Consider the following 19,510-nt stretch of genomic DNA (forward strand, 5'->3'; position numbering starts at 1 on the left):
GCTCAGGACTCGGGCCCATTGTCGTATTCGCGCACCGTGCTGAGCATCTTCTTGACCGTCGCGTCCGGCACTTCCTCGCTCACGCCCCGGGCGCCGAAGAACGACCACGAGACCAACTTCCCCCGGGAGTCCTTGAATCCGAAGGTGGTCGCCTTGCCGTCCGTACGGCACTTGTCGTCGGCCTTCTTGACGCCGGAGACCGAGGAGCTCGCCAGGCTGCCGGTGATGCCGGACTTGGTGGTGTACGGCTCCACCGCGCTGGTCCTGATCTTCTTCCGGTCGGGCTGCGAGTACGCGCCGTACACCCACATCGCCGAATCCTTCTCGGCGATCTCTTCGGTGCTCTTCGCGCTGCGGTTGCCCCTGCTGCCGGCCTCCGCGAGCGGCCTGTAGTCCTTGGTGCCGTCCCGGTCGGGGTCGCTCGCGCACCACTGCTCCTTGAGCACGGCGGGTGCCGCCATCCCGATCAGGATGCTGTCGGGGTCGTCGGCCTCTCCGACGGCTTCGGCCCAGTCCTTCGACTTGAGATTCCACCCCGGGGGTGCGTCGAAGGCGATGCCGCGCTCGGGGTTCACGACCGTCTGCCAGCCCGGGATCGTCGGCTTGGGCCCGCGGCCCTTGCCGCGTGCGTCGGCCTTGTCGGAGGCGGCCGGACTCGGGGACGCGGAGGCGGACAGCGTCGGGTCCGGCTTCGCCGTGTCGTCCTTGCCGCCGCCCAGGACGAGAAAGCCGGTGACGCCCGCGGCCACCACGACCGCGGCGGCCGCGACGATGGCGACGATCTTGGTCCTGTTGCCGCCCCGGCCGCTGCCGCCGCCGTCGTCATGCGGGGTCTGCGCCTGGCCGCCGGGGACCGTGGGCGCGTTCCAGGGGGACGGCTGCTGGTGCCCCTGCTGCTGCCCCTGCTGCTGATATCCCGGCTGGTGATAAGGATTCGGCTGCTGATTCGGCCCGCCCCCGGGCTGCTGCTCTCCTGGCCACATGAGCAGCAACGATAGGCGACCGTGATCCACGTCGAGTCAGTTCCTGGCCAAAGAACGCTACCCGTGGGTAACATCGCCGCCATGAGCGCAGACCAGATGTCGATCGGCGAGATGCTCGCCGCCACCGTGCCGATGGCCCGGACCCTGAACCTCGAGTTCCGTGAGACCACGCCCGAGAAGGCCGTGGTCGCCCTGCCCGACCAGGGCGACTACCACAACCACGTCGGCGGGCCGCACGCCGGAGCGATGTTCACGCTGGGCGAGTCGGCGAGCGGTGCCATCGTGCTGGCCGCCTTCGGGGAGCAGCTCTCGCGGGCCGTGCCGCTCGCCGTGCGCGCCGACATCGCGTACAAGAAGCTCGCCATGGGTCCGGTGACCGCCACCGCGACCCTCGGCCGTCCGGCCGCCGATGTGATCGCCGAGCTGGACGCGGGCGAGCGGCCCGAGTTCCCCGTGGCGATCGAGATCCAGCGTGCCGACGGCGCCGTGACCGGCGAGATGACCGTCGTCTGGACGCTGCGGCCCAATAACTGAGTCGCATACGGGCGTTCGTTTACGTACGTTCGTCGGGCGAACGGCGTCGCGCCGGTCGGGCACGGGGGTGCCGGCCGGAGCGGCGCCGTTTTCCGTTCAACTTATTGACACGAGTCAGTAGCGGCCATAGTTTCCTCGCCGCCAGTGGGTCGACATCTGCAGAGGAGTCGCCGCATGAGGAGCTTGAGGAGCTTGAGGAGATCGAGGGCAACGGGATTAGGCAGCGGCAGGTCGGGGAGGGTGCGGGGTGCCGTGGCCGGCTTCCTCGCCATCGCCGCGGCCGCCGCTGCCGTGCTCACCCCGCAGGCCGCGCAGGCCGCGCAGTCCGCAGGGAGCAATCCGCCGACGAAGGGCGCGACGCTCGTCCGTACGGACGCAGGCTGGTTACGCGGTGAATCCACCGCCGAGGGGCGCCAGTTCCTCGGGATCCCGTACGCGCGTCAGCCCGTCGGCGAGCTCCGGTGGAAGGAGCCACGGCCGGTCAAGCCCTGGCACGGGGTGCGCGGCGCCACCTCCTTCGGCAACCGGTGTGTGCAGAGCGCCAGTTGGGATCCCGGCTACGAGAATCCCAGTCACACCGAGGACTGCCTCGACCTGAACGTCTACGCCCCCGATGGCGAGGACAGGCGCCAACGCCCCGTCATGGTCTGGCTGCACGGCGGCGGGCTCACCGCGGGAGCCGGCGAGGACATCGTCCCCGACGCCTTCGCCCGGCGCACCGGCACCGTGGTCGTGACCGTCAACTACCGCCTCGGAGCCATGGGTTTCCTCGCCGGAGAGGGACTCGACGGTGAGGCGTCCGATCACGTCTCGGGCAACTACGGCATGCTCGACCAGCAGGCGGCCCTGCGCTGGGTGCGCGCCAACATCGGCTCGTTCGGCGGCGACCGGCACCGCGTCACCATCGCGGGCGAGTCCGCCGGCGGCCGCTCCGTCTGCACCCTGCTCGCCTCGCCCACCGCCGACGGCCTCTACCGCGCGGGGATCGTGCAGAGCGGCGCGTACGACGACTGCGCGGCCCGTGAGCAGAAGGAAGCCGGTATGCAGGGCGCGGCGTTCGCGAAGAAGGCGGGCTGCCCGGACGCGGCGACCGCCCTCGCCTGTCTGCGGAAGAAGCCCGCCGCGGAGATCCTCGCGGCGCAGGGCGGGTTCGACTGGGGCCCGGTCGTGGGCGGCGACTTCCTTCCGGTGCAGCCGAAGGAGGCGTACACGCAAGGGAGCGCATCGGACGTGCCCGTCCTGAACGGGGCCAACAGCGACGAGGGGCGGCTCTTCGCCTACGCCCAGTTCGACGGGCAGGGCAAGCCGCTCACCGCCGAGCAGTACCCGGGCGCGCTCACCCAGGCGTACGGCAAAGAGCTGGGAGCCAAGGTCCTCAAGCGCTACCCGGCGTCCGAGCACGCCTCGCCGACGCACGCCTACGCCGCCGCTCTCGGGGACCGGATGTTCGCCTGCACCGCGCTGCGCATCAACAAGGCGCTCGCGGACCGCGGACCCGTCTACGCCTATGAGTTCGCCGACCGCACTTCGCCGCCCTTCGCGTCGATCCGTGAGGCGGGCAAGACCTTCGACTTCGGGGCGACCCATGTGAATGAAGTGCAGTACCTCTTCAAGCACTTCGGGCTCCCGACGCCGCTCAACGCCGAACAGCGGTCGCTGGCCCGGCAGATGGTCCAGTACTGGGGCTCTTTCATCCACGGCGGGCCGCCGAGCGCCGACGGCCAGCCCGCAGCGCCCGATCAGCGCACGCGGCCCGGCCAGGTGCTCTCGCTGCGTACCGCCTCCGCGGGCGGCAACACAGTGAGCACGACACTGGCCGACGATCACCGGTGTGACCTCTGGGACTCCGCTCCGGCCGACGCCGGGTGAGCGGGTAGGCTGCCCGGCGTGCGCGACCCGGGGGGATCGCGCACGCCGGGTACAGGCACACCAGCACAGGTACAAGCACACCAGCACAGGAGGAACCGGCGTTGCACGTCCAGGAATGGCTGGAGACCGTACCGGCCGTCAGTATCTACGCGCTGGTGGGCGTGATCATCGGTCTGGAGAGCCTGGGCATCCCGCTGCCGGGTGAGATCGTCCTCGTCTCCGCCGCGCTGCTCTCCTCGCAGCACGGCGAGCTCAACCCCGTCATCCTCGGGATCTGCGCCACCGCGGGCGCCATCATCGGCGACTCCATCGGATACGCGATCGGACGCAAGGGCGGCAGGCCACTGCTCGCGTGGCTCGAAGGGAAATTCCCCAAGCACTTCGGTGCCGCGAACATCGCCACCGCCGAGCGGTCCTTCCAGAAGTGGGGCATGTGGGCGGTCTTCTTCGGCCGCTTCGTCGCCCTGCTCCGGATCTTCGCCGGGCCCCTCGCGGGCGTCCTGCGCATGCCGTACTGGAAGTTCCTCATCGCCAACGTCCTGGGCGGCATCGTCTGGGCGGGCGGCACCACCGCCGTCATCTACTACATCGGCGTGGTCGCGGAGGACTGGCTCAAGCGGTTCTCGTACTTCGGTCTCGCCATCGCCGTCCTGATCGGCGTCGGCTCCATGCTGTTCGTCAAGCGCCGCGCCAAGAAGTCCGCGGAGCGGGCCGAGGCCGAGGCCGGGAGTGGTGTGCAGGCGGCCGAGCCGGTGCCCGTCCCGGCCGCCGACTGACGTCAGCCCGCGTGGGCGTCCTTGTGGGCCTTGGCCAGCTCGACGTACATCGTGCCGTTGAGGGTGATGCCCGCGCGCTCCTCGTCGGTGAGGGGCCTGCGCACCTTGGCCGGTACGCCCGCGACGAGCGATCCTGGCGGCACGACCATCCCCTGCGGGACGAGCGCCTGCGCCGCGACCAGTGAACCGGCGCCGATCACCGCGCCGTTGAGGACCGTCGCGCCCATCCCGATGAGGCAGTCGTCCTCGACGGTGCAGCCGTGCAGGACGGCGTTGTGGCCGACCGAGACCCGCTCGCCGATGGTCATGGGGAAGCCCAGGTCGACGTGGAGGCTGCAGTTGTCCTGGATGTTGCTGTCGGCGCCCACGACGATCGGCCCGCCGTCGGCGCGGAGCACCGCCCCGTACCACGCGCTCGCACCCGCGTGCAGGGTCACTTCGCCGATGACGACGGAGGCGGGCGCGGTGAAGGCGTCCTGATCGATCTTCGGGTCCTTGCCGCCGATCCCGGTGATGAGTGCCTCGTGGCCCATCGGATGTCTCCATTCGTACGTGTCTCGCGCCTGGCGGAACCGTACGGGACGGCGGTCGGTGTACCGCCGTGTGGGGTGAAGATCACAGGGGTTCCGGCTCACTCGCGGGCCCGCGGCTGAGTAACGTGAGCCCGTGCCGAAGAACAGGAACACGTTCTCATCCGCGGTCGCCGACTGGCGGCGCCGCGCGGCCCAGCGCGCCGTCCACGCGGGCTGGGCGTGGGTGCAGCGGACGGGTGCCGTCACCGCGCAGCGGCCGGGGCGGCTGCGGTTCGGTGCGCTCGGCGAGAACACGAAGCTGGCGTTCCCGCAGGGGACCGTCTTCGGTGAGCCGTGGATCCGCATCGGCGACCACTGCATCATCGCCGAGCAGGTCACGCTGACGGCCGGGATGATGCCCGACCTGGACCTCGGCCCGGACCCGATCCTGCGCATCGGCAACGGCGTCGTGCTGGGCCGCGGCAGCCATGTCATCGCCGACACGGCGGTGACGATCGGCGACGACTGCTACTTCGGGCCCAGCGTGTACGTGACGTCGACGAACCACTCGTACGACGATCCGCACACGCCCATCGGCAAGCAGTGGCCCCGCATGGAGCCGGTCGAGATCGGGCCCGGCTGCTGGATCGGTACGAATGCGGTGATCCTGCCGGGGGCGCGGATCGGCCGCAACGTGGTCGTTGCGGCGGGCGCGGTTGTCCGGGGTGACGTCCCCGACCATGCGGTGGTTGCCGGCGCGCCGGCGCGTGTGGTGCGTACGTGGGACCCCGAGGCCGGGTGGCAGCCGCCGTTGCGTACGCCGGCGCCTGTGCCGATTCCTGACGGGGTCACGCCGGAACAGTTGCTTGCCCTGGGGGAGTTGGGGGAAGGCTGACTTCCCTTGTCTGCGGGTGTGTGGGGGCTTGTCGCGCCCACGCGGCGGAGCCGCATATGTCACAGCCCCGCGCCCCTTACGGGGCGCTCCTGCCGGGCCCTGGCTAGCTCGCCAGCAGCACCGTACCCACCAGCGCCAACCCCGCCCCCGCCGCCTGGATGCCGCGCAGGCGTTCGTGGAGCACCATCCGTGCCGCCAGCGCGGTCACCACCGGGTAGAGCGAGGCGAGTACGGCGGCCACGGTGACCGGGCCGTTCTGGGCCGCGATCGAGTACGTGCCGTTGGCGGCGACATCTGCCAGGCCGACAAAGGCGAGTGCCGGGAGCGATGCCCGGATCACGCCCATTCCCGTGCCCTCGGGGAGTGCCGTGCCGCCGCGCTTCACCGAGACATACAGGGCCGCGCCGCCCGCTGCCACGTTCGTCACGCGCTGCACGAACAGGGCGAGGAACAGGCCGGTCATGGTGCTCGACGCCTCGGAGATGAGGGCCATCACCGCGCCGAAACCGAAGGCCGCGAGCAGGGTCAGCAGGACCGCCTGCCGCTGCACGGGCGCGCCGCGCAGCTCGGGTCCGCCCGCGAGCAGGATGCCTACGACGGCGACGGCGATGCCGGCGAACTGCGGCACCCCTGGCCGCTCGCCCAGGAAGAGTCCGACGCCCACCGGTACGACGACACCCAGCGAGCCGAGCGGCGACACGACGCCCATCGGGCCGAGGGCAAGGGCCTTGTAGAAGGAGAGCATCGCGACCGGGCCGACGAGTCCCGCGCCGACCGCGAACCACAGCTGCGGGCCCCACTCCGTCCAACCGCCGGTCGCGATCACGATCGCGCCGAGGACGATCACGGCGATGGTCTGCGAGGCGACGACGACCGTGAGTGCGGGGATACGTCGCGTCAGCAGTCCGCCGCCGAAGTCGGCGAGGCCCCACAGGAGGCTGGTGGCCAGGGCGAACAGTGCTGTCATCGATGATCCTCGCAGTACAGTGTGGTGAACCTTTAGGTGCACCACACCGTAGTGCAACATATTGAACTCTGTCATCCAGAATATTGGACGGAATGTGTCGGACCTCGACCAGCTCACCCAGTCGCTCGCCCGCAACCTCAAGCGCTGGCGCACCGAACGTGGCTTCACGCTCGACGCGCTCGCGGCCCGCGCGGGCGTCAGCCGCGGCATGATCATTCAGATCGAGCAGGCAAGGACCAACCCCAGCGTGGGCATCACGGTGAAACTCGCGGACGCCCTGGGCGTCAGCATCACCACGCTCCTGGACTACGAGCAGGGATCGCACGTCCGGCTCGTGCCGCCGGAGCAGGCGGTGCGGATGTGGTCCACGGAGGCGGGCAGCAGCACGACGCTGCTGGTCGGGACGGAGGCGCGCGGCCCCTTCGAGCTGTGGGCCTGGAAGCTGATGCCCGGTGAGGGCAGCGACTCCGACGCGCATCCGCCGGGGACCATCGAGCTGCTTCATGTCTCGGCGGGCGAGCTGACGCTCGTCGTGGACGGGGTGGAGCATGCCGTCGCCGCCGGGTCGGCCGCGACGTTCGAGGCGAACGTCCCGCACGGCTATCACAACAGGGGTGCCGAGCCGGTCGAGATGACCATGTCGGTGTCCGTGCCGCCCGCGCACGCCGCCTCCTACTGAGCGCTCCAGCGGGACGGTGCCCGCACCCTGAGACGGCCGAGTTGTCGCGTACGCACCGCTGTTAGCGTGCGGCCATGCGTGCACCCATGGGAGATTTCGACGTCGTACGCCCGGCCGTCGAGGCCCTCGACCTCCTGGTGGCCCCCGTCGCCGACGCCGTGCGCGGATGGCACGGGGACGTCCCCCCTGAGCAGCTGATCCACGTCGACACCGACCCGCAGTGGGCCGACACCGCCACTTTCGTGGAGCACTACGGCCGGGACATCCTGGAGCGGTCCGCGAACTGCGTGGTCGTCGCAGGCAAGCGCGGCGGCGAGTCCACGCTCGCCGCCTGCCTGGTCCTCTCCTCGACCCGCGTCGACGTGAACGGCGTCGTGCGTCGCCAACTCGGCGCCCGCAAGGCCTCGTTCGCGCCGATGGACATGGCGACCGGCGAGACCGGCATGGAGTACGGCGGCATCACCCCGATCGGCCTGCCCGCCCACTGGCAGCTCCTGGTGGACGCCGCCGTCGTCGACCTGCCGTACGTCCTGATCGGCAGCGGCAGCCGCCGGGGCAAGCTCATCGTGCCGGGCAAGGCGTTCGCCGGGCTGCCGAACGCGGTCGTCATCGAAGGGCTCGGCGTCGCCTGACCCTCGTCACCGGCAGACTCCCGCCGCGCGCAGCCGGGCGATGTCGTCCGGGCCGCGGCCCAGTTCGGCGAGGATCGACTCGGTGTGCTCGCCCGCGGCGGGGACGGGATCCATCCGCGGGCTCACGCCGCTCAGATCCGCGGGCGGCAGCAGCGCCTGGACGGGCGACGACGTGCCGGGCACGGCGATCTCCCGCCAGCGGTCGCGCTCGCCGAGCGCCGGATGGTCGAGGAACTCGCTGACCGAATTGACGCCCGCGTTCGCGATGCCGGCCCGGTCGAGCAGCTCCATCGCCTCCTCGCTGCCGAGCTCGGCGAAGCGTACGGAGATGATCGCGTCGAGCTCGTCGCGGTGCGCCACGCGGTCGGAGCCGGTGGCGAACCGCGGGTCGTCGGTCAGCTCGGGACGCCCGATGACCCGCTCGCACAGGGCCGCCCACTCGCGTTCGTTCTGCACGGAGAGGAGCACGTCCTTGCCGTCGGACGCGGTGAAGGGGCCGTACGGCGCGACCGTCGCGTGCCGGGCGCCGACCCGCGGCGGCTGCGTGCCGCCGTAGCGCGTGTAGTACGCGGGCTGGCTCATCCACTCGGCCAGCGCGTCGAAGAGGGAGACCTCGACGGCCGGGGCGCGCCCGGTCGTCGCCCGGGTGAACAGCGCGGACAGGACACCGCTGTAGGCGTACATGCCGCCCGCGATGTCGGCGACCGAGATGCCGGCCCGCACCGCCTCGTCGGGCGTGCCGGTCAGCGAGAGCAGGCCCGTCTGGCACTGCACGAGCAGGTCGTACGCCTTGCGGTCCGCCCAGGATCCGCTCGTGCCGTACCCGCTGACCGTGCAGGGGATCAACGACGGGTAGCGGGCCTGGAGCTCGTCGGCGCCGAGGCCGAGGCGGCCGGCCGCGCCCGGGGCGAGGTTCTGCACGAACACATCGGCGCCCGCGAGCAGCTCGTGCAGGATCTCCAGGCCCTCATCGGACTTGAGGTCCAGGGTGAGGGACTCCTTGGAGCGGTTGAGCCAGACGAAATAGCTGGCCTGGCCGTGCACCGTGGTGTCGTAGCGGCGTGCGAAGTCGCCGCCGCCGGTGCGCTCCACCTTGATGACGCGGGCGCCGAGATCGGCCAGCTGGCGGGTGGCGAAGGGCGCGGCCACGGCCTGCTCCAGGCTGACCACCGTGATGCCCGCAAGGGGGAGCGGGCCGGATGTCTGTCGTGCGGTCGCCATGACTGCCTCTCGTTCGACGCGTGCGGGGGCCTGCGCCCGTGGCCGGGCCTGCGGCTCGTACGTGAGCCTCGTACGTGAGTCTGTACGGTCGCGGTCACGTTCCCGACACCGGCCGGTGGTTCGGCGGCCGATTCCGTTAACCGGTCGGTCGATTCGGTGAAAAGGCCGGGTCAGGGGTTTGCGGGCGCCGTTCACCTGATGCTCATGAGGGGCGTGACCACCGGCCTCGCGGCCATCGTGCGCAGTTCAGCCGGCGCAAGGACCGTGCCGGCATGCCCTCGACACCGCTTGCTTCGGCCGCCGCCTCGACGCCCGCCGCCCCCGGCGCCGTCACCGGCTCGTACGTGACCTCCATCGCCGACTCCGAGAGCCGGATACGCGCAGCGCAACGCCTGCGGTACCGCGTCTTCGGCGAGGAGATGGGCGCCACCCTCCACACGCCGCTGCCCGGTCACGACGTGGACGACTACGACGACCTCGTCGACCACCTCATCGTCACCGACACCGCCACGGACGAGGTGGTCGGCACCTACCGCCTGCTGCCGCCCGGACGGTCCGACCGGTCCTACTCCGACGGCGAGTTCGATCTGCGCGCACTCGCGGACCTCCGCTCCTCCACGATCGAGGCCGGGCGCTCCTGCGTGCACCCGGATCACCGCTCCGGCGCGGTGATCAACCTGATGTGGTCCGCGCTCGCCCGCTACGTCCTGCTCTCCGGCCACCGCTATCTGGCGGGCTGCGCGTCCGTGCCGCTGTCCGACGGCGGGAAGGCCGCCTCCAGCGCCTGGCTGCTCGGCACCTCCAGGCACGCGTCGCCGCCCGAGCTGCGCGTGCACCCCCGGCGCCCCTGGACACCCACCGAGCCGACCGTGGAGCGCCCCACCTACGCCGACCTTCCCCCGCTCCTTCGGGGCTACCTCCGGCTCGGCGCGTGGATGTGCGGGGCGCCGACGCACGACCCCGAGTTCGACGTCGCCGACTTCTTCGTCCTGCTCGACATGGAACGGCTCAGCGACCGCCACCGCCGCTACTTCCTGGGGGAGACGCCATGAGCCCCTGGGCCCCGGCGAGTCTGTGCACCCCGGCCTGCGCCACCCGGTCGGCGCCGCCGGTGCCGCGGGGTGAAGTGGCCCGCCGGTACGCCGCGTTGGCGTACGAGATCGGCAAAGGCGCGGCGCAGGGCGGACGGATCGCCGAGCCCGGCGCGCTGCGGGCGCGGGCCAGGGGAGTGCTCGCCGCGCTCGGCGTACGGCCGGCGGCGGACCTCGATCGCCTGACCGTCGGCGGTGGCCCCACCGGCACCCTGATCGTCGCCAACCACATCTCCTGGCTCGACGTCGTCGCCCTGCTCGCCGTGGAGCCGGTGACGGTCCTCGCCAAGCGGGAGGTGGGCCGGTGGCCGGTCGTCGGCACGCTCGCCCGGCGCGCCGGGACGCAGTTCATCGACCGCGACGGCCTGCGTCAACTGCCGGACACGGTCGCCGAGTTGACGGCAACCCTCCGCTCGGGCCGCTCGGTCGCAGTCTTTCCCCAGGCGACGACCTGGTGCTCCGTGTCCGGCGGCCGGTTCCGCCGGGCCACCTTCCAGGCGGCGGCCGACGCGGGCGCCCCCGTACGCCCTGTGACCATCCGCTACGAACAGGACGGGGCCCCCAGCACCGCCGCCGCGTTCCTCGGCGACGAGACCTTCGCGGCCTCGCTGCACCGGGTCGCCCGCGCGGGCGGTCTGACCGTGCGGATCACCGCGCACGCGCCGCTGCACGGTTCGGACCGGCGCGAGCTGGCCGCCGAGGCGCAAGCGGTGATCGGCGCTCGGGAGTTGGCCGCTCACGGGTGAGGCGTCACCATCCCGTATGCAGCAGGTGGTTGAGCAGCAGGGCCAGCAGGGCTTGTGCGGTCAGCCAGAAGCGCTGGGTGCGCGCGGGCAGGAACGCCGCCGCGGCGAGCAGCCAGGCCGCGAACGGCAGCCAGATGCGTTCCGTCTCCGCCTTGCTCATTCCGGAGAGATCGGCGGCGGCGAGGGCCAGCAGCGCGGCCACGACGAGCAGGGTGAGGCGGTCGGTGGGCGTGTCCTCTCGCGTACGCAGTCGGCGTACGGCGCCCGGCGCCCGGAGCACGGTCCTGCCCAGACCCGCGACCGTGGCGAGGCCGACGACAAGGACCGTGCAGGCGAGGTTGGCCCAGACCCAGTAGCCGTACGGACGGATGCCGCCCGCTCCCTGGTAGTAGCGCTCCACCAACAGCCGGTACGCCTCCCACCAGTTGAAGCCCACCAGGGTGAACACCAGCGGCACGACCACCGCCCCCGCCAGGAACAGGGGCAGCGGGCGCGCGGTCCTGGTGAGCAGCAGCACCGCGACGGCGATCACCGCGAACAGCGTCAGGCCGTAGCTGAGGTAGCAGAGCAGCCCGAACAGCAGGCCCGAGCCGAGGGCGGCGGCCGCCGGGAAGCGGGCCGAGTGGGTCGCGGCGAGCGCGAGCAGGGCGATCGTCCACGCGGCGACGGCGGCGAAGTAGCCGTCCGCCGACGTGCCCGTCCACACCGCGGCCGGGGCGAGCACCAGGAAGGGCGCGGCCCGGCGTGCGCTCGCCTCGTCGGCCAGGGCACGCACGGTGACGAGCACGGCCGCGGCGACGGTCGCGCCGAGCGTGATGCACCAGACGCCGGCCCAGGCGCCGCCGCCCAGGCCGATGCGGTCGAGGAGGACGAAGGTGAGCGTGGCGCCGGGCGGATGTCCCGCCGTGTGCGCGGGCCAGTGGTCCGGCGCGTCGATCAGGATGTGCCGCGTGAAGTCCCGCAGCGCGGCGGGGATGTCGTCGAAGCGGTCGATCACCTGGAGGTACTCGTACTTGGTGGTCAGGCGCCGGGCGATGCCCGGATGCCAGCCGTCGACGAGCGCGAGGGACCAGATCCAGGCCAGGGACGCGCCCCAGCTGCCGATGACCAGCGCCCGCCACGGCAGGCGTGCGGCGAGCGCCGGGCCGTAGGCGACGGTCGCAGCGGCCACCGCGAGCGCGGCCGGGGTGCCCGGGCCGATGTGCGGGGACCACTTGGCGTACAGCGGGGGCCAGTTGACGTGCAGATTGCCGTACTCGTTCGCCATGTACGTGCCGACGGCGACGGCCAGGGCGACGAGCAGTGCGCCGCCCCCGGCGGTGAGCAGATCGCGGCGCGGCGGGGTGGCGCGTCCTTCTTGGGGGATCACGTGTGCACGCTAGGTGGAAATCCCCTGCGGGGGGCTTTGGCCGGGCTGGTGTCATCGTTCCGTCAGATCTTGCGGTGGGCGCTGTGCTGGGAGTGGCGTCGAATGTCTGCGGCGTCGTCGTGGCTGGTCGCGCAGTTCCCCGCGCCCCTTCGGGGCGCTCCCCGTCCGCCGTCAGAGTTTCGTCATGAGTCGTGGGCCCGTCCGGGCAGGTCGCGCGGCTTACCGTCGGCTCAGGGCGGAGGATCCCACCATCGCCCATGACCGTCGAGGAAGCGTGATGGGCGACACGACACGGCCCCAGCCACCCGCCGCACCCCCTGCTTCGCCGGGCTTCTGGCGCAGCCCGCTGCGGGGGACCTGGTTCACCTCCGTACTGGGCGTCGTCCTGCTCGTCGGGATCCCGCTGCTCTTCGTGACCGGCCTGCTCTCGTACGCCGCGTACAACCCGAACCTGTCGCCGGTGAACGACAAGACCCCGGACAAGGGCCTGCTCGGCTTCTATCTCTTCTCCTGGCCGACCGACCCGCACTGGCTCTACCGCCTCAACCAGGGCCTGCACGTCACCGTCGGCATCGCCCTGATCCCGGTGCTGCTCGCCAAGCTGTGGTCGGTGATCCCGAAGCTGTTCGAGCTGCCGCCGGTGCGGTCGGCGGGGCACGCCCTTGAGCGGCTCTCGCTGCTGCTCCTGGTGGGCGGTGCGCTGTTCGAGTTCGCCACCGGCGTGCTCAACGTCCAGCTGGAGTACCTCTTCCCCGGCTCCTTCTACCCGCTGCACTTCTACGGCGCCTGGGTGTTCTTCGGCGCCTTCGTGGCGCACGCCGCGCTGAAGCTGCCGCGGGCCGTGCGCACGTTGCGGGAACGCGGGGTGCGCGAGCAACTGCGTACGCATGACAAACCGTCGGAGGGGTCGACGATGTCCCGGCGGGGCGCGCTCGGCCTGGTCGGCGGGGGTTCGCTGCTGCTGCTCGCGACGACGGCGGGGCAGAACTTCGACGGCGCGGCGCGGCGCACGGCGCTCCTGGCGCCGCACGGGGGCGGTGAACCGGGGAGGGGGCCGAACGGCTTCCAGATCAACAAGTCGGCCGCGGCGGTGGGGATCAGATCGGCCGACACGGGGCGGTCGTGGCGCCTGGTCGTCAGCGGCCGCGGACGCGAACTGAGCCTGGACCGGGACGACTTGCTGGCCATGACCCAGCACAGCGCGGCGTTGCCCATCGCGTGCGTGGAGGGCTGGTCGACCTCCGACCAGTGGTGGCGCGGGGTCCGGCTGCGGGATCTGGCCGCGCTCGTCGGCTACGAGGACCGATCGACGGTGCCCGGAGTGTTCGTCGATTCGCTCCAGCGGCGCGGCTCGTTCCGCCAGGCGGCCCTGCGCGACAACCAGGTCCGCGACCCGCGCTCGCTGCTCGCGCTCCAGGTGAACGGCGAGGAACTGTCCCCCGACCACGGCTATCCGGCACGGATCATCGTCCCGGCGGCGCCCGGTGTGCTGAACACCAAATGGGTGACCCGCCTGACCTTCGGGGAGCTGTGATGACGGGCGCCACGCTCCGGGACCGCTTCCGCCGCTTGTACGGCGAGAGCCCCCTCCAACTGCTCCTGCTGCTCGCCTCGTTCGCCCTCGCGGGATACGCGGGCGTACGGCTCCTCGCGGACGACTGGCTCGCCGTCGCGGCCTGGTTCGTCGGCGCGGCGCTCCTTCACGACCTGGTGCTGCTCCCGCTGTACGCGATCGCCGACCGGGCCGTGCAGCGGTCGCTCGGCGGACGCCGCAGGGACCTGGTCAACTTCATCCGGGTCCCCGCGGCGCTTTCCGGGCTGCTTCTGCTGGTGTGGTTCCCGCTGATCGCCCGGACGGTGCCGCGCTACGAGTCCGCCACGGGCCTGCCGGCCGACGTGTTCCTGCCCCGCTGGCTCCTGGTGACGGCGGCGCTCTTCGCGGGTTCCGCGCTCTGGCTGCTGCTGCGGGCGCTGCGTACGTCGCGTCGCCTGCGCAGCGCCACGAAGGAGCGGCCGCCGACGGTCCACTGATCGGCGAGGTGCAAGGCCGTCGGGCGGGCGTGGCGCAGCAGCGCCGGGGTGCCGAGCCGGGCCCAGGGGAAGGTCTCCCCGGCCGCGTCCAGGCCCCGGCCGTCGTCCACGCGGACCTGGACCCGCTCGTCGACGTCCACCGGCGCGGTCTCCGCGATGAGCAGCCCGCCGGGGGCCAGGAGCCGGGCGGTCCTGGCAAGCAGCGCGCCGGGGTCGCCACCGATGCCGATGTTGCCGTCGATGAGCAGCGCCGTGCCCCAACTCCCCTCGTCCGGAAGGGAGTCGAAGACGGAGCGGCGCAGGGCCGTGCCGCCGATGCGGCGGGTGTGGGCGACGGCCGCCTCGCTGATGTCGATGCCGAGGGCGCGATGGCCGATGGCGGTCAGCGCGGCGACCAGGCGGCCGGGACCGCAGCCGATGTCCAGCACCGGGCCCGTGCAGCGGCGCAGCGCGGAGAGGTCCGCCGCGTCGGCGGCCGCGCACCAGCGTTCGACCTCCAGGGGCAGCAGCCACCCGTCGGTGCGCCGCAGGAACAGCGGGCCGTGGCCGTTGCGCAGGGCGTCGGCGTAGGGGTCGGCGCACCACGCCACGGCGGTGCTCATCGGCGGCCGGCCGGGGCGAGGCGGGCGAGGGCTTGGGCGAAACGACCGTCCGGCGCGTCGGCGGCGACCAGCGAAGCGTCCTCTGCGGTGTCGACGTCACGCAGCACCGGCAGGTCGCGCACCCGCAGGCCCGCCGCGGTGAGGCGGCCGCGCTGGGCCGCGCCCGTGGTGGGCGTCGACATGGGGACGCCGCGCAGCAGCTCCGGGTCGGGCTCGGCCAGGCCGAGCGCCCAGAAGCCGCCGTCCACGGCCGGACCGAACCACGCGTCGGCATCCCGCCAGGCGTCCGGGCCCAGGGCGGGGGCGAGCAGCGCGGGGGTCACCTGCGGGGTGTCCATCCCGATCAGGAGCGCGGGCCCAGCACACCCCGCGAACGCCGCGGCGAGCCGCTGGTCAAGCCCGCCCGCGCACTGCGGCACGACGTCGAATCCGTCCGGCAGCCAAGGGCCCGCTTCCCCGGCGAGCACCAGGACCCGCCGCCGGGCGGGCGCCGCGAGCACGGCATCCAGGGTGTCGCGAAGCGCGGCCTCGGCGAGGCGGGCGGCTTCCTGTGGCGTGTAGGGCGGCGTGAGGCGGGTCTTCACACGGCCGGGGAGGGGCTGCTTGGCGATGACCAGGAGGGTGGCGGGGCCGGTGGGGGGTGTGGTGCGGGAGTACGTGTGGGGGCGGCGGCCCGGTGACGCGAGGGGGGTCGTTCCGGGGGCGTCGCCGGGGGTGGACCCGGAGCTGTGGCTGGGTGTGGCGGTGGAGCTGGTTCCGGGCGCGGACTTGGAGCCGACGCTCGGTGCGGCCGTGGATCCGTCGACGGTGGCCGACGCGTCGTGGGGTGAGGAGGCGCCGGTGCGGGGGGTGGTGCCGGGCTTCGGGCTGTCGGCGGTGCGGGGGTCCGGGTCGGTGGCGGGCGGGATACGTGGGGGCTGTTTCATCGTGGCAGCCCGCTTCCGGGTGTGGCCGACCCCGCCGTGGGGTGTTCGGCGAGTACGCCCCGCATGTCGCGGACCGCGTGCCAGGTGCCGCGCCAGGTGCCGGTGACCTTGGACTTGCCGGTGCGCGGCAGATACGGCACGTCCCGCTCCTCGATCCGCCAGCCCGCGTCGGCGGCCCGTACGACCATCTGCAGCGGGTAGCCGCTGCGGCGGTCGGTGAGGGCGAGGTCGAGCAGGGCCTCGCGCCGGGCCGCTCGCATCGGGCCCAGGTCGTGCAGCCGGACGCCGGTGCGCCGGTGCAGCATCCGGGCCAGGACGGCGTTGCCGGCACGGGCGTGCGGCGGCCATGCGCCCCGGCTGAGGGGGCGGCGCCGGCCCACCACCAAGTCGGCGCGGCCCGCGTCGACTTGACGTACGAAAGGTTCGAGCAGGCCCGGATCGAGCGAGGCGTCGCAGTCGCAGAAGCAGACGATGTCCGCGGTGGCGGCCGTGAGACCGGCGTGGCAGGCGGCGCCGAAGCCCCGGCGCGGCTCGTGCACGACGGTTGCGCCGAGCGAGCGGGCGACCTCCGCCGAGCCGTCGGTGGAGCCGTTGTCCACGACGATCGCGCGCCAGCCCGCGGGGATCCGCCGCAGCACCCAGGGCAAGGCGGCGGCCTCGTCGAGACAGGGGAGCACGATGTCGGCCCGTGGGGCCGGTGGGCCCGGCGGGCTTTCGGGGGAGTGGGAGGAGTGCGTCACGCCCTTCACCCTACGAAGAGAAATGGGACATAGCGGACTTCAGGTTCTTACGAAACGGGGACGTCGGCGAGTGGGGCGGGCCGGGGTGCGGCACTCGCTCGGGGGTGGTGCGAGGCTTGCGGCATGGAGACACCACCGCAGGGCGGCGCGCCGCGCGTACTCGTCGTGGACGACGACGCCACCGTCGCCGAGGTCGTCACCGGCTACCTCGAGCGTGCCGGGTACGCCGTCGAACGCGCCGAGGACGGCCACGCGGCGCTGGAGCGTGATGCCGCCCGCCGCCCCGACCTGGTCGTACTCGATCTGATGCTGCCCGGCATCGACGGCCTCGAGGTCTGCCGCAGGCTGCGCGCGCGGGGCCCCGTGCCGGTCATCATGCTCACGGCGCGGGGCGACGAGGACGACCGGATCCTGGGGCTCGAGATAGGCGCGGACGACTACGTCACCAAGCCGTTCAGCCCCCGCGAACTGGTCCTGCGCGTCGAGTCGGTGCTGCGCCGCACGGGCTCCGCGGCCGGCGGGCGCCCCGGGGCGGTGCTGAGCGCCGCAGGGCTGACCGTCGACCCGCCGGCCCGCCGCGCGTCCAAACACGGCACCGAACTCGCCCTCACCGTCCGCGAGTTCGACCTCCTCGCCTTCTTCATGCGCCACCCGGGCCGCGCGTTCGGCCGCGAGGAGTTGATGCGGGAGGTCTGGGGCTGGGACTTCGGCGACCTGTCGACGGTCACGGTCCACGTCCGCCGCCTCCGCGGCAAGATCGAGAACGACCCGGCCCGGCCTCGGCTGATTCAGACGGTTTGGGGGGTGGGGTATCGCTTGGCGGCATCGGACGGCGCGGGCTCGGGTGGTGCGGCCTTGGGCAGCGGGCCTGTATCGGACGGTGCGGCGTTGGGCGGCGGGCCTGTATCGGACGGTGCGGCCTTGGGTAGCGAGCCTGCATCGGACGGTGCGGTCTCGGGCAGCCAGCCCTCGGATGCCGCCGCATCGGGCAGCACGGCATCGGGGCGCGTCGCCTCGGGGGGTGCGGCATTGGGTAGCGCCACCTCGGGCAGGGCCGTCCTGGAGGCCATGGCCTCGGACGGCGTCGTCCTGGAGGCCATGACCTCGGACGGCGTCGTCCCGGAGGCCAAAGCCTCGGACAGCGTCGCTCCAGAAGCCGCAGCCTCGGAGGCCGCTGCCCAGGACGCCACGGTTCTGGAGGTGGTCACCCCGGACGCCACGGTTCTGGAGGTGGTCACCCCGGACGCCACGGTCCTGGAGGTGGTCACCCCGGACAGCACGGTCCCGGAGGCGGCCGCTCCGGAGAGGGCCGCTCCTGAGGCGGTCGCCCCCGCCACGGCCGCTCCTGAGGCGGTCGCCCCCGTGGCGGCCACCCCGGAGGCCGCGGCTGCGGAAAGCAGACCCGCCCCCGCCGTCGCAGGTGGTCCCGAGGCGGTGGCCCCGCGTGCGTGACACCCTCCTCATCGCGCTCTACGCCTTCCTCGGCGCCGCCGCCGCGGGGCTGCTCGGGGCGGTGCTGCTGCGGGGGCTGCGGCGGCGGTCGCTCGTCGTGTCGCTCGCCGTGGTGGCCTGTGTCGCGGTGACCGCGATGCTGGCCGGCACGCTGGCGGTTGCGTGGGCGATGTTCCTGTCCCCGCACGATCTGAGCGTCGTCACCACCGTCGTCGCCATGGCCGCCGTCGTCTCGCTGGCCACGGCGCTGCTGCTCGGGCGCTGGGTGGTGGCCCGCAGCAAGGCGCTCACCCTCGCCGCCCGGTCCTTCGGTGACGGCGGCGACTTCGCCGCGCCCGGCGTGCCCGCCACCGCGGAACTCGCCGCCCTCACCCGCGAGTTGGAGTCCACCAGCGCGAGGCTCGCGGAGTCCCGCGAGCGGGAACGCGCCCTGGAGACGTCACGCCGCGAGCTCGTCGCCTGGATCTCGCACGATCTGCGCACCCCGCTGGCCGGCCTGCGCGCGATGAGCGAGGCCCTGGAGGACGGGGTGGCCGCCGACCCCGACCGCTATCTGCGGCAGATCCGCACCGAGGTCGAGCGCCTGAACGGCATGGTCGGCGACCTCTTCGAGCTGTCCCGCATCCACGCGGGCGCGCTCGCCCTCACGCCGTCGCGGATGTCCGCGTACGACCTGGTCGGCGACGCGATCGCGGGCGCGGATCCGCTCGCCCGCGAGCACGGCGTACGCCTCGTGGGCGACCGGATCGATTCCGTCCCCGTCGAGGTCGACGGCAAGGAGATGAGCCGGGTGCTCGGCAATCTGCTGATCAACGCCATCCGGCGGACCCCCGCCGACGGCACGGTCGCCGTCGCCGCACGGCGCTCGACCGACGGCGTGGTCCTGTCCGTGACGGACGGCTGCGGCGGCATCCCCGAAGAGGATCTGCCCCGAGTCTTCGACACGGGTTGGCGCGGCACCCACGCCCGTACACCCCCGGCGGGCGCGGGCCTGGGCCTGGCCATCGTGCGCGGCATCGTCGAGGCGCACCAGGGCCGAGCAGACGTACGCAACGTGACGGGCGGCTGCTGCTTCGAGGTGGTGCTTCCGGAGGCGGGAACGTAGGGGCGTCGGTGCCTGAACGCAAAGCGGTGGCAGCCCCAACAGCGCGCGGGGAACCGGTGGTTGCGCAGAGACGTCCTGTGCTACCAGTGACGTTCATCCCATGCTGCCGAGGGCGGCATGCGTCGGTTGCCGGGAGGGGTGAGCGGGTGTGTCGAGGCCCAGGAAGATCATGGTCATGGTGGTCGCGGTCGTGCTGACCGTGTCGACACCGTTCTTCTGGTTGCTGGACGACCCGGATACCGGCCAGCTGGTAGCCGCCTCGGTGCAGGGCGCAACCGGTGTCGCCGCCCTGGTGTGGGCGCTGATGCAGTCCTCGGCCGCAGTATGCGGGAGGATCTCCGCGCGATGGTGAGATGGCCTAAACGCCGCCCCGAACCGGA

General features: G+C 72.6%; 19 protein-coding genes and 1 pseudogene. 12 read left to right on the plus strand and 8 right to left on the minus strand.

Annotated features, from left to right (window positions below):
- Positions 1-2 precede the first annotated feature (2 nt).
- Complete coding sequence (locus AB0O76_RS25875; protein ID WP_365495803.1) at positions 3-983, minus strand: hypothetical protein; 981 nt, start codon at positions 981-983, stop codon at positions 3-5.
- Between the two features lie 81 nt (positions 984-1,064).
- On the opposite strand from AB0O76_RS25875, the gene AB0O76_RS25880 reads away from it, so the two are divergent.
- The 3 genes from AB0O76_RS25880 to AB0O76_RS25890 all read left to right on the plus strand — a co-directional run bounded on the left by AB0O76_RS25880 (position 1,065) and on the right by AB0O76_RS25890 (position 4,162).
- Positions 1,065-1,517, plus strand: a complete 453-nt coding sequence (locus AB0O76_RS25880) for a DUF4442 domain-containing protein (protein ID WP_360771504.1) — start codon at positions 1,065-1,067, stop codon at positions 1,515-1,517.
- Between the two features lie 252 nt (positions 1,518-1,769).
- The gene (locus AB0O76_RS25885) at positions 1,770-3,386 is read left to right on the plus strand and encodes a carboxylesterase family protein (protein WP_365495805.1); all 1,617 of its coding nucleotides are present in this window, start codon (positions 1,770-1,772) and stop codon (positions 3,384-3,386) included.
- A 101-nt stretch (positions 3,387-3,487) separates the two neighbouring features.
- Positions 3,488-4,162 (plus strand): DedA family protein, encoded by a 675-nt coding sequence (locus tag AB0O76_RS25890; protein WP_365495807.1) that lies wholly within the window; start codon positions 3,488-3,490, stop codon positions 4,160-4,162.
- Between the two features lie 2 nt (positions 4,163-4,164).
- On the opposite strand, the gene AB0O76_RS25895 is transcribed toward AB0O76_RS25890, so the two are convergent.
- Positions 4,165-4,695, minus strand: a complete 531-nt coding sequence (locus tag AB0O76_RS25895) for a gamma carbonic anhydrase family protein (RefSeq protein WP_365495809.1) — start codon at positions 4,693-4,695, stop codon at positions 4,165-4,167.
- A 133-nt stretch (positions 4,696-4,828) separates the two neighbouring features.
- Here AB0O76_RS25895 and AB0O76_RS25900 point away from each other — a divergent pair, with 133 nt between their 5' ends.
- A complete protein-coding gene (locus AB0O76_RS25900) occupies positions 4,829-5,569 on the plus strand; it encodes an acyltransferase (RefSeq protein WP_365495811.1) in 741 nt (246 codons plus the stop codon).
- Positions 5,570-5,672: 103 nt separating this feature from the next.
- Here the strand turns inward: AB0O76_RS25900 and AB0O76_RS25905 are convergent, their stop codons facing one another.
- Complete coding sequence (locus tag AB0O76_RS25905) at positions 5,673-6,536, minus strand: DMT family transporter (protein WP_365495813.1); 864 nt, start codon at positions 6,534-6,536, stop codon at positions 5,673-5,675.
- 94 nt (positions 6,537-6,630) lie between these two features.
- Here AB0O76_RS25905 and AB0O76_RS25910 point away from each other — a divergent pair, with 94 nt between their 5' ends.
- Together AB0O76_RS25910 and AB0O76_RS25915 are read left to right on the plus strand one after the other, a co-directional pair.
- Positions 6,631-7,215 carry an XRE family transcriptional regulator gene (locus tag AB0O76_RS25910; protein ID WP_365495815.1) on the plus strand — a complete coding sequence of 195 codons (585 nt, stop codon included), beginning with the start codon at positions 6,631-6,633 and terminating at the stop codon, positions 7,213-7,215.
- Positions 7,216-7,289: 74 nt separating this feature from the next.
- A complete protein-coding gene (locus AB0O76_RS25915; protein ID WP_365495817.1) occupies positions 7,290-7,847 on the plus strand; it encodes a YbaK/EbsC family protein in 558 nt (185 codons plus the stop codon).
- Between the two features lie 6 nt (positions 7,848-7,853).
- Here the strand turns inward: AB0O76_RS25915 and AB0O76_RS25920 are convergent, their stop codons facing one another.
- A complete protein-coding gene (locus tag AB0O76_RS25920) occupies positions 7,854-9,068 on the minus strand; it encodes a CaiB/BaiF CoA-transferase family protein (protein ID WP_365495819.1) in 1,215 nt (404 codons plus the stop codon).
- A 272-nt stretch (positions 9,069-9,340) separates the two neighbouring features.
- On the opposite strand from AB0O76_RS25920, the gene AB0O76_RS25925 reads away from it, so the two are divergent.
- Together AB0O76_RS25925 and AB0O76_RS25930 are read left to right on the plus strand one after the other, a co-directional pair.
- Positions 9,341-10,120: a GNAT family N-acyltransferase gene (locus AB0O76_RS25925; RefSeq protein ID WP_365495821.1), complete on the plus strand. Its 780-nt coding sequence runs from the start codon at positions 9,341-9,343 to the stop codon at positions 10,118-10,120.
- Positions 10,117-10,905, plus strand: coding sequence for a lysophospholipid acyltransferase family protein (locus AB0O76_RS25930; RefSeq protein ID WP_365495823.1), 789 nt, complete (start codon positions 10,117-10,119; stop codon positions 10,903-10,905). The genes AB0O76_RS25925 and AB0O76_RS25930 overlap by 4 nt, the downstream gene beginning before the upstream one ends.
- Positions 10,906-10,909: 4 nt before the next feature.
- On the opposite strand, the gene AB0O76_RS25935 is transcribed toward AB0O76_RS25930, so the two are convergent.
- Positions 10,910-12,271, minus strand: a complete 1,362-nt coding sequence (locus tag AB0O76_RS25935) for a hypothetical protein (protein ID WP_365495975.1) — start codon at positions 12,269-12,271, stop codon at positions 10,910-10,912.
- Between the two features lie 280 nt (positions 12,272-12,551).
- Here AB0O76_RS25935 and AB0O76_RS25940 point away from each other — a divergent pair, with 280 nt between their 5' ends.
- A complete protein-coding gene (locus AB0O76_RS25940) occupies positions 12,552-13,808 on the plus strand; it encodes a molybdopterin-dependent oxidoreductase (RefSeq protein WP_365495825.1) in 1,257 nt (418 codons plus the stop codon).
- A 331-nt stretch (positions 13,809-14,139) separates the two neighbouring features.
- On the opposite strand, the gene AB0O76_RS25945 is transcribed toward AB0O76_RS25940, so the two are convergent.
- From AB0O76_RS25945 to AB0O76_RS25955, 3 genes are all read right to left on the minus strand, one after another.
- Positions 14,140-14,907: a class I SAM-dependent methyltransferase gene (locus AB0O76_RS25945; RefSeq protein WP_365495827.1), complete on the minus strand. Its 768-nt coding sequence runs from the start codon at positions 14,905-14,907 to the stop codon at positions 14,140-14,142.
- Entirely contained in the window at positions 14,904-15,524 is a 621-nt protein-coding gene (locus AB0O76_RS25950) for a DUF2064 domain-containing protein (RefSeq protein WP_365495977.1), read from the minus strand. Before AB0O76_RS25950 ends, AB0O76_RS25945 begins: the two co-directional genes overlap by 4 nt.
- Before the next feature lie 305 nt (positions 15,525-15,829).
- Positions 15,830-16,573: a glycosyltransferase family 2 protein gene (locus tag AB0O76_RS25955; protein WP_365495829.1), complete on the minus strand. Its 744-nt coding sequence runs from the start codon at positions 16,571-16,573 to the stop codon at positions 15,830-15,832.
- 123 nt (positions 16,574-16,696) lie between these two features.
- Here AB0O76_RS25955 and AB0O76_RS25960 point away from each other — a divergent pair.
- The 3 genes and pseudogenes from AB0O76_RS25960 to AB0O76_RS25970 all read left to right on the plus strand — a co-directional run.
- Positions 16,697-17,389, plus strand: a pseudogene (locus AB0O76_RS25960) (response regulator transcription factor); the annotation flags it as partial.
- A 628-nt stretch (positions 17,390-18,017) separates the two neighbouring features.
- Positions 18,018-19,130, plus strand: a complete 1,113-nt coding sequence (locus AB0O76_RS25965) for a HAMP domain-containing sensor histidine kinase (RefSeq protein WP_365495831.1) — start codon at positions 18,018-18,020, stop codon at positions 19,128-19,130.
- Between the two features lie 148 nt (positions 19,131-19,278).
- Complete coding sequence (locus tag AB0O76_RS25970) at positions 19,279-19,482, plus strand: hypothetical protein (RefSeq protein ID WP_365495833.1); 204 nt, start codon at positions 19,279-19,281, stop codon at positions 19,480-19,482.
- The last annotated feature ends 28 nt before the right edge of the window (positions 19,483-19,510 follow it).

It is taken from the genome of Streptomyces sp. NPDC086554, assembly GCF_040686095.1.
Lineage (GTDB): Bacteria > Actinomycetota > Actinomycetes > Streptomycetales > Streptomycetaceae > Streptomyces.

Coding starts and splice junctions, on each gene's coding strand:
- AB0O76_RS25875 (WP_365495803.1), bottom strand. CDS start 983: ATGTGGCCAGGAGAGCAGCAGCCCGGGGGCGGGCCGAATCAGCAGCCG.
- AB0O76_RS25880 (WP_360771504.1), top strand. CDS start 1,065: ATGAGCGCAGACCAGATGTCGATCGGCGAGATGCTCGCCGCCACCGTG.
- AB0O76_RS25895 (WP_365495809.1), bottom strand. CDS start 4,695: ATGGGCCACGAGGCACTCATCACCGGGATCGGCGGCAAGGACCCGAAG.
- AB0O76_RS25905 (WP_365495813.1), bottom strand. CDS start 6,536: ATGACAGCACTGTTCGCCCTGGCCACCAGCCTCCTGTGGGGCCTCGCC.
- AB0O76_RS25915 (WP_365495817.1), top strand. CDS start 7,290: ATGCGTGCACCCATGGGAGATTTCGACGTCGTACGCCCGGCCGTCGAG.
- AB0O76_RS25920 (WP_365495819.1), bottom strand. CDS start 9,068: ATGGCGACCGCACGACAGACATCCGGCCCGCTCCCCCTTGCGGGCATC.
- AB0O76_RS25925 (WP_365495821.1), top strand. CDS start 9,341: ATGCCCTCGACACCGCTTGCTTCGGCCGCCGCCTCGACGCCCGCCGCC.
- AB0O76_RS25930 (WP_365495823.1), top strand. CDS start 10,117: ATGAGCCCCTGGGCCCCGGCGAGTCTGTGCACCCCGGCCTGCGCCACC.
- AB0O76_RS25940 (WP_365495825.1), top strand. CDS start 12,552: ATGGGCGACACGACACGGCCCCAGCCACCCGCCGCACCCCCTGCTTCG.
- AB0O76_RS25945 (WP_365495827.1), bottom strand. CDS start 14,907: ATGAGCACCGCCGTGGCGTGGTGCGCCGACCCCTACGCCGACGCCCTG.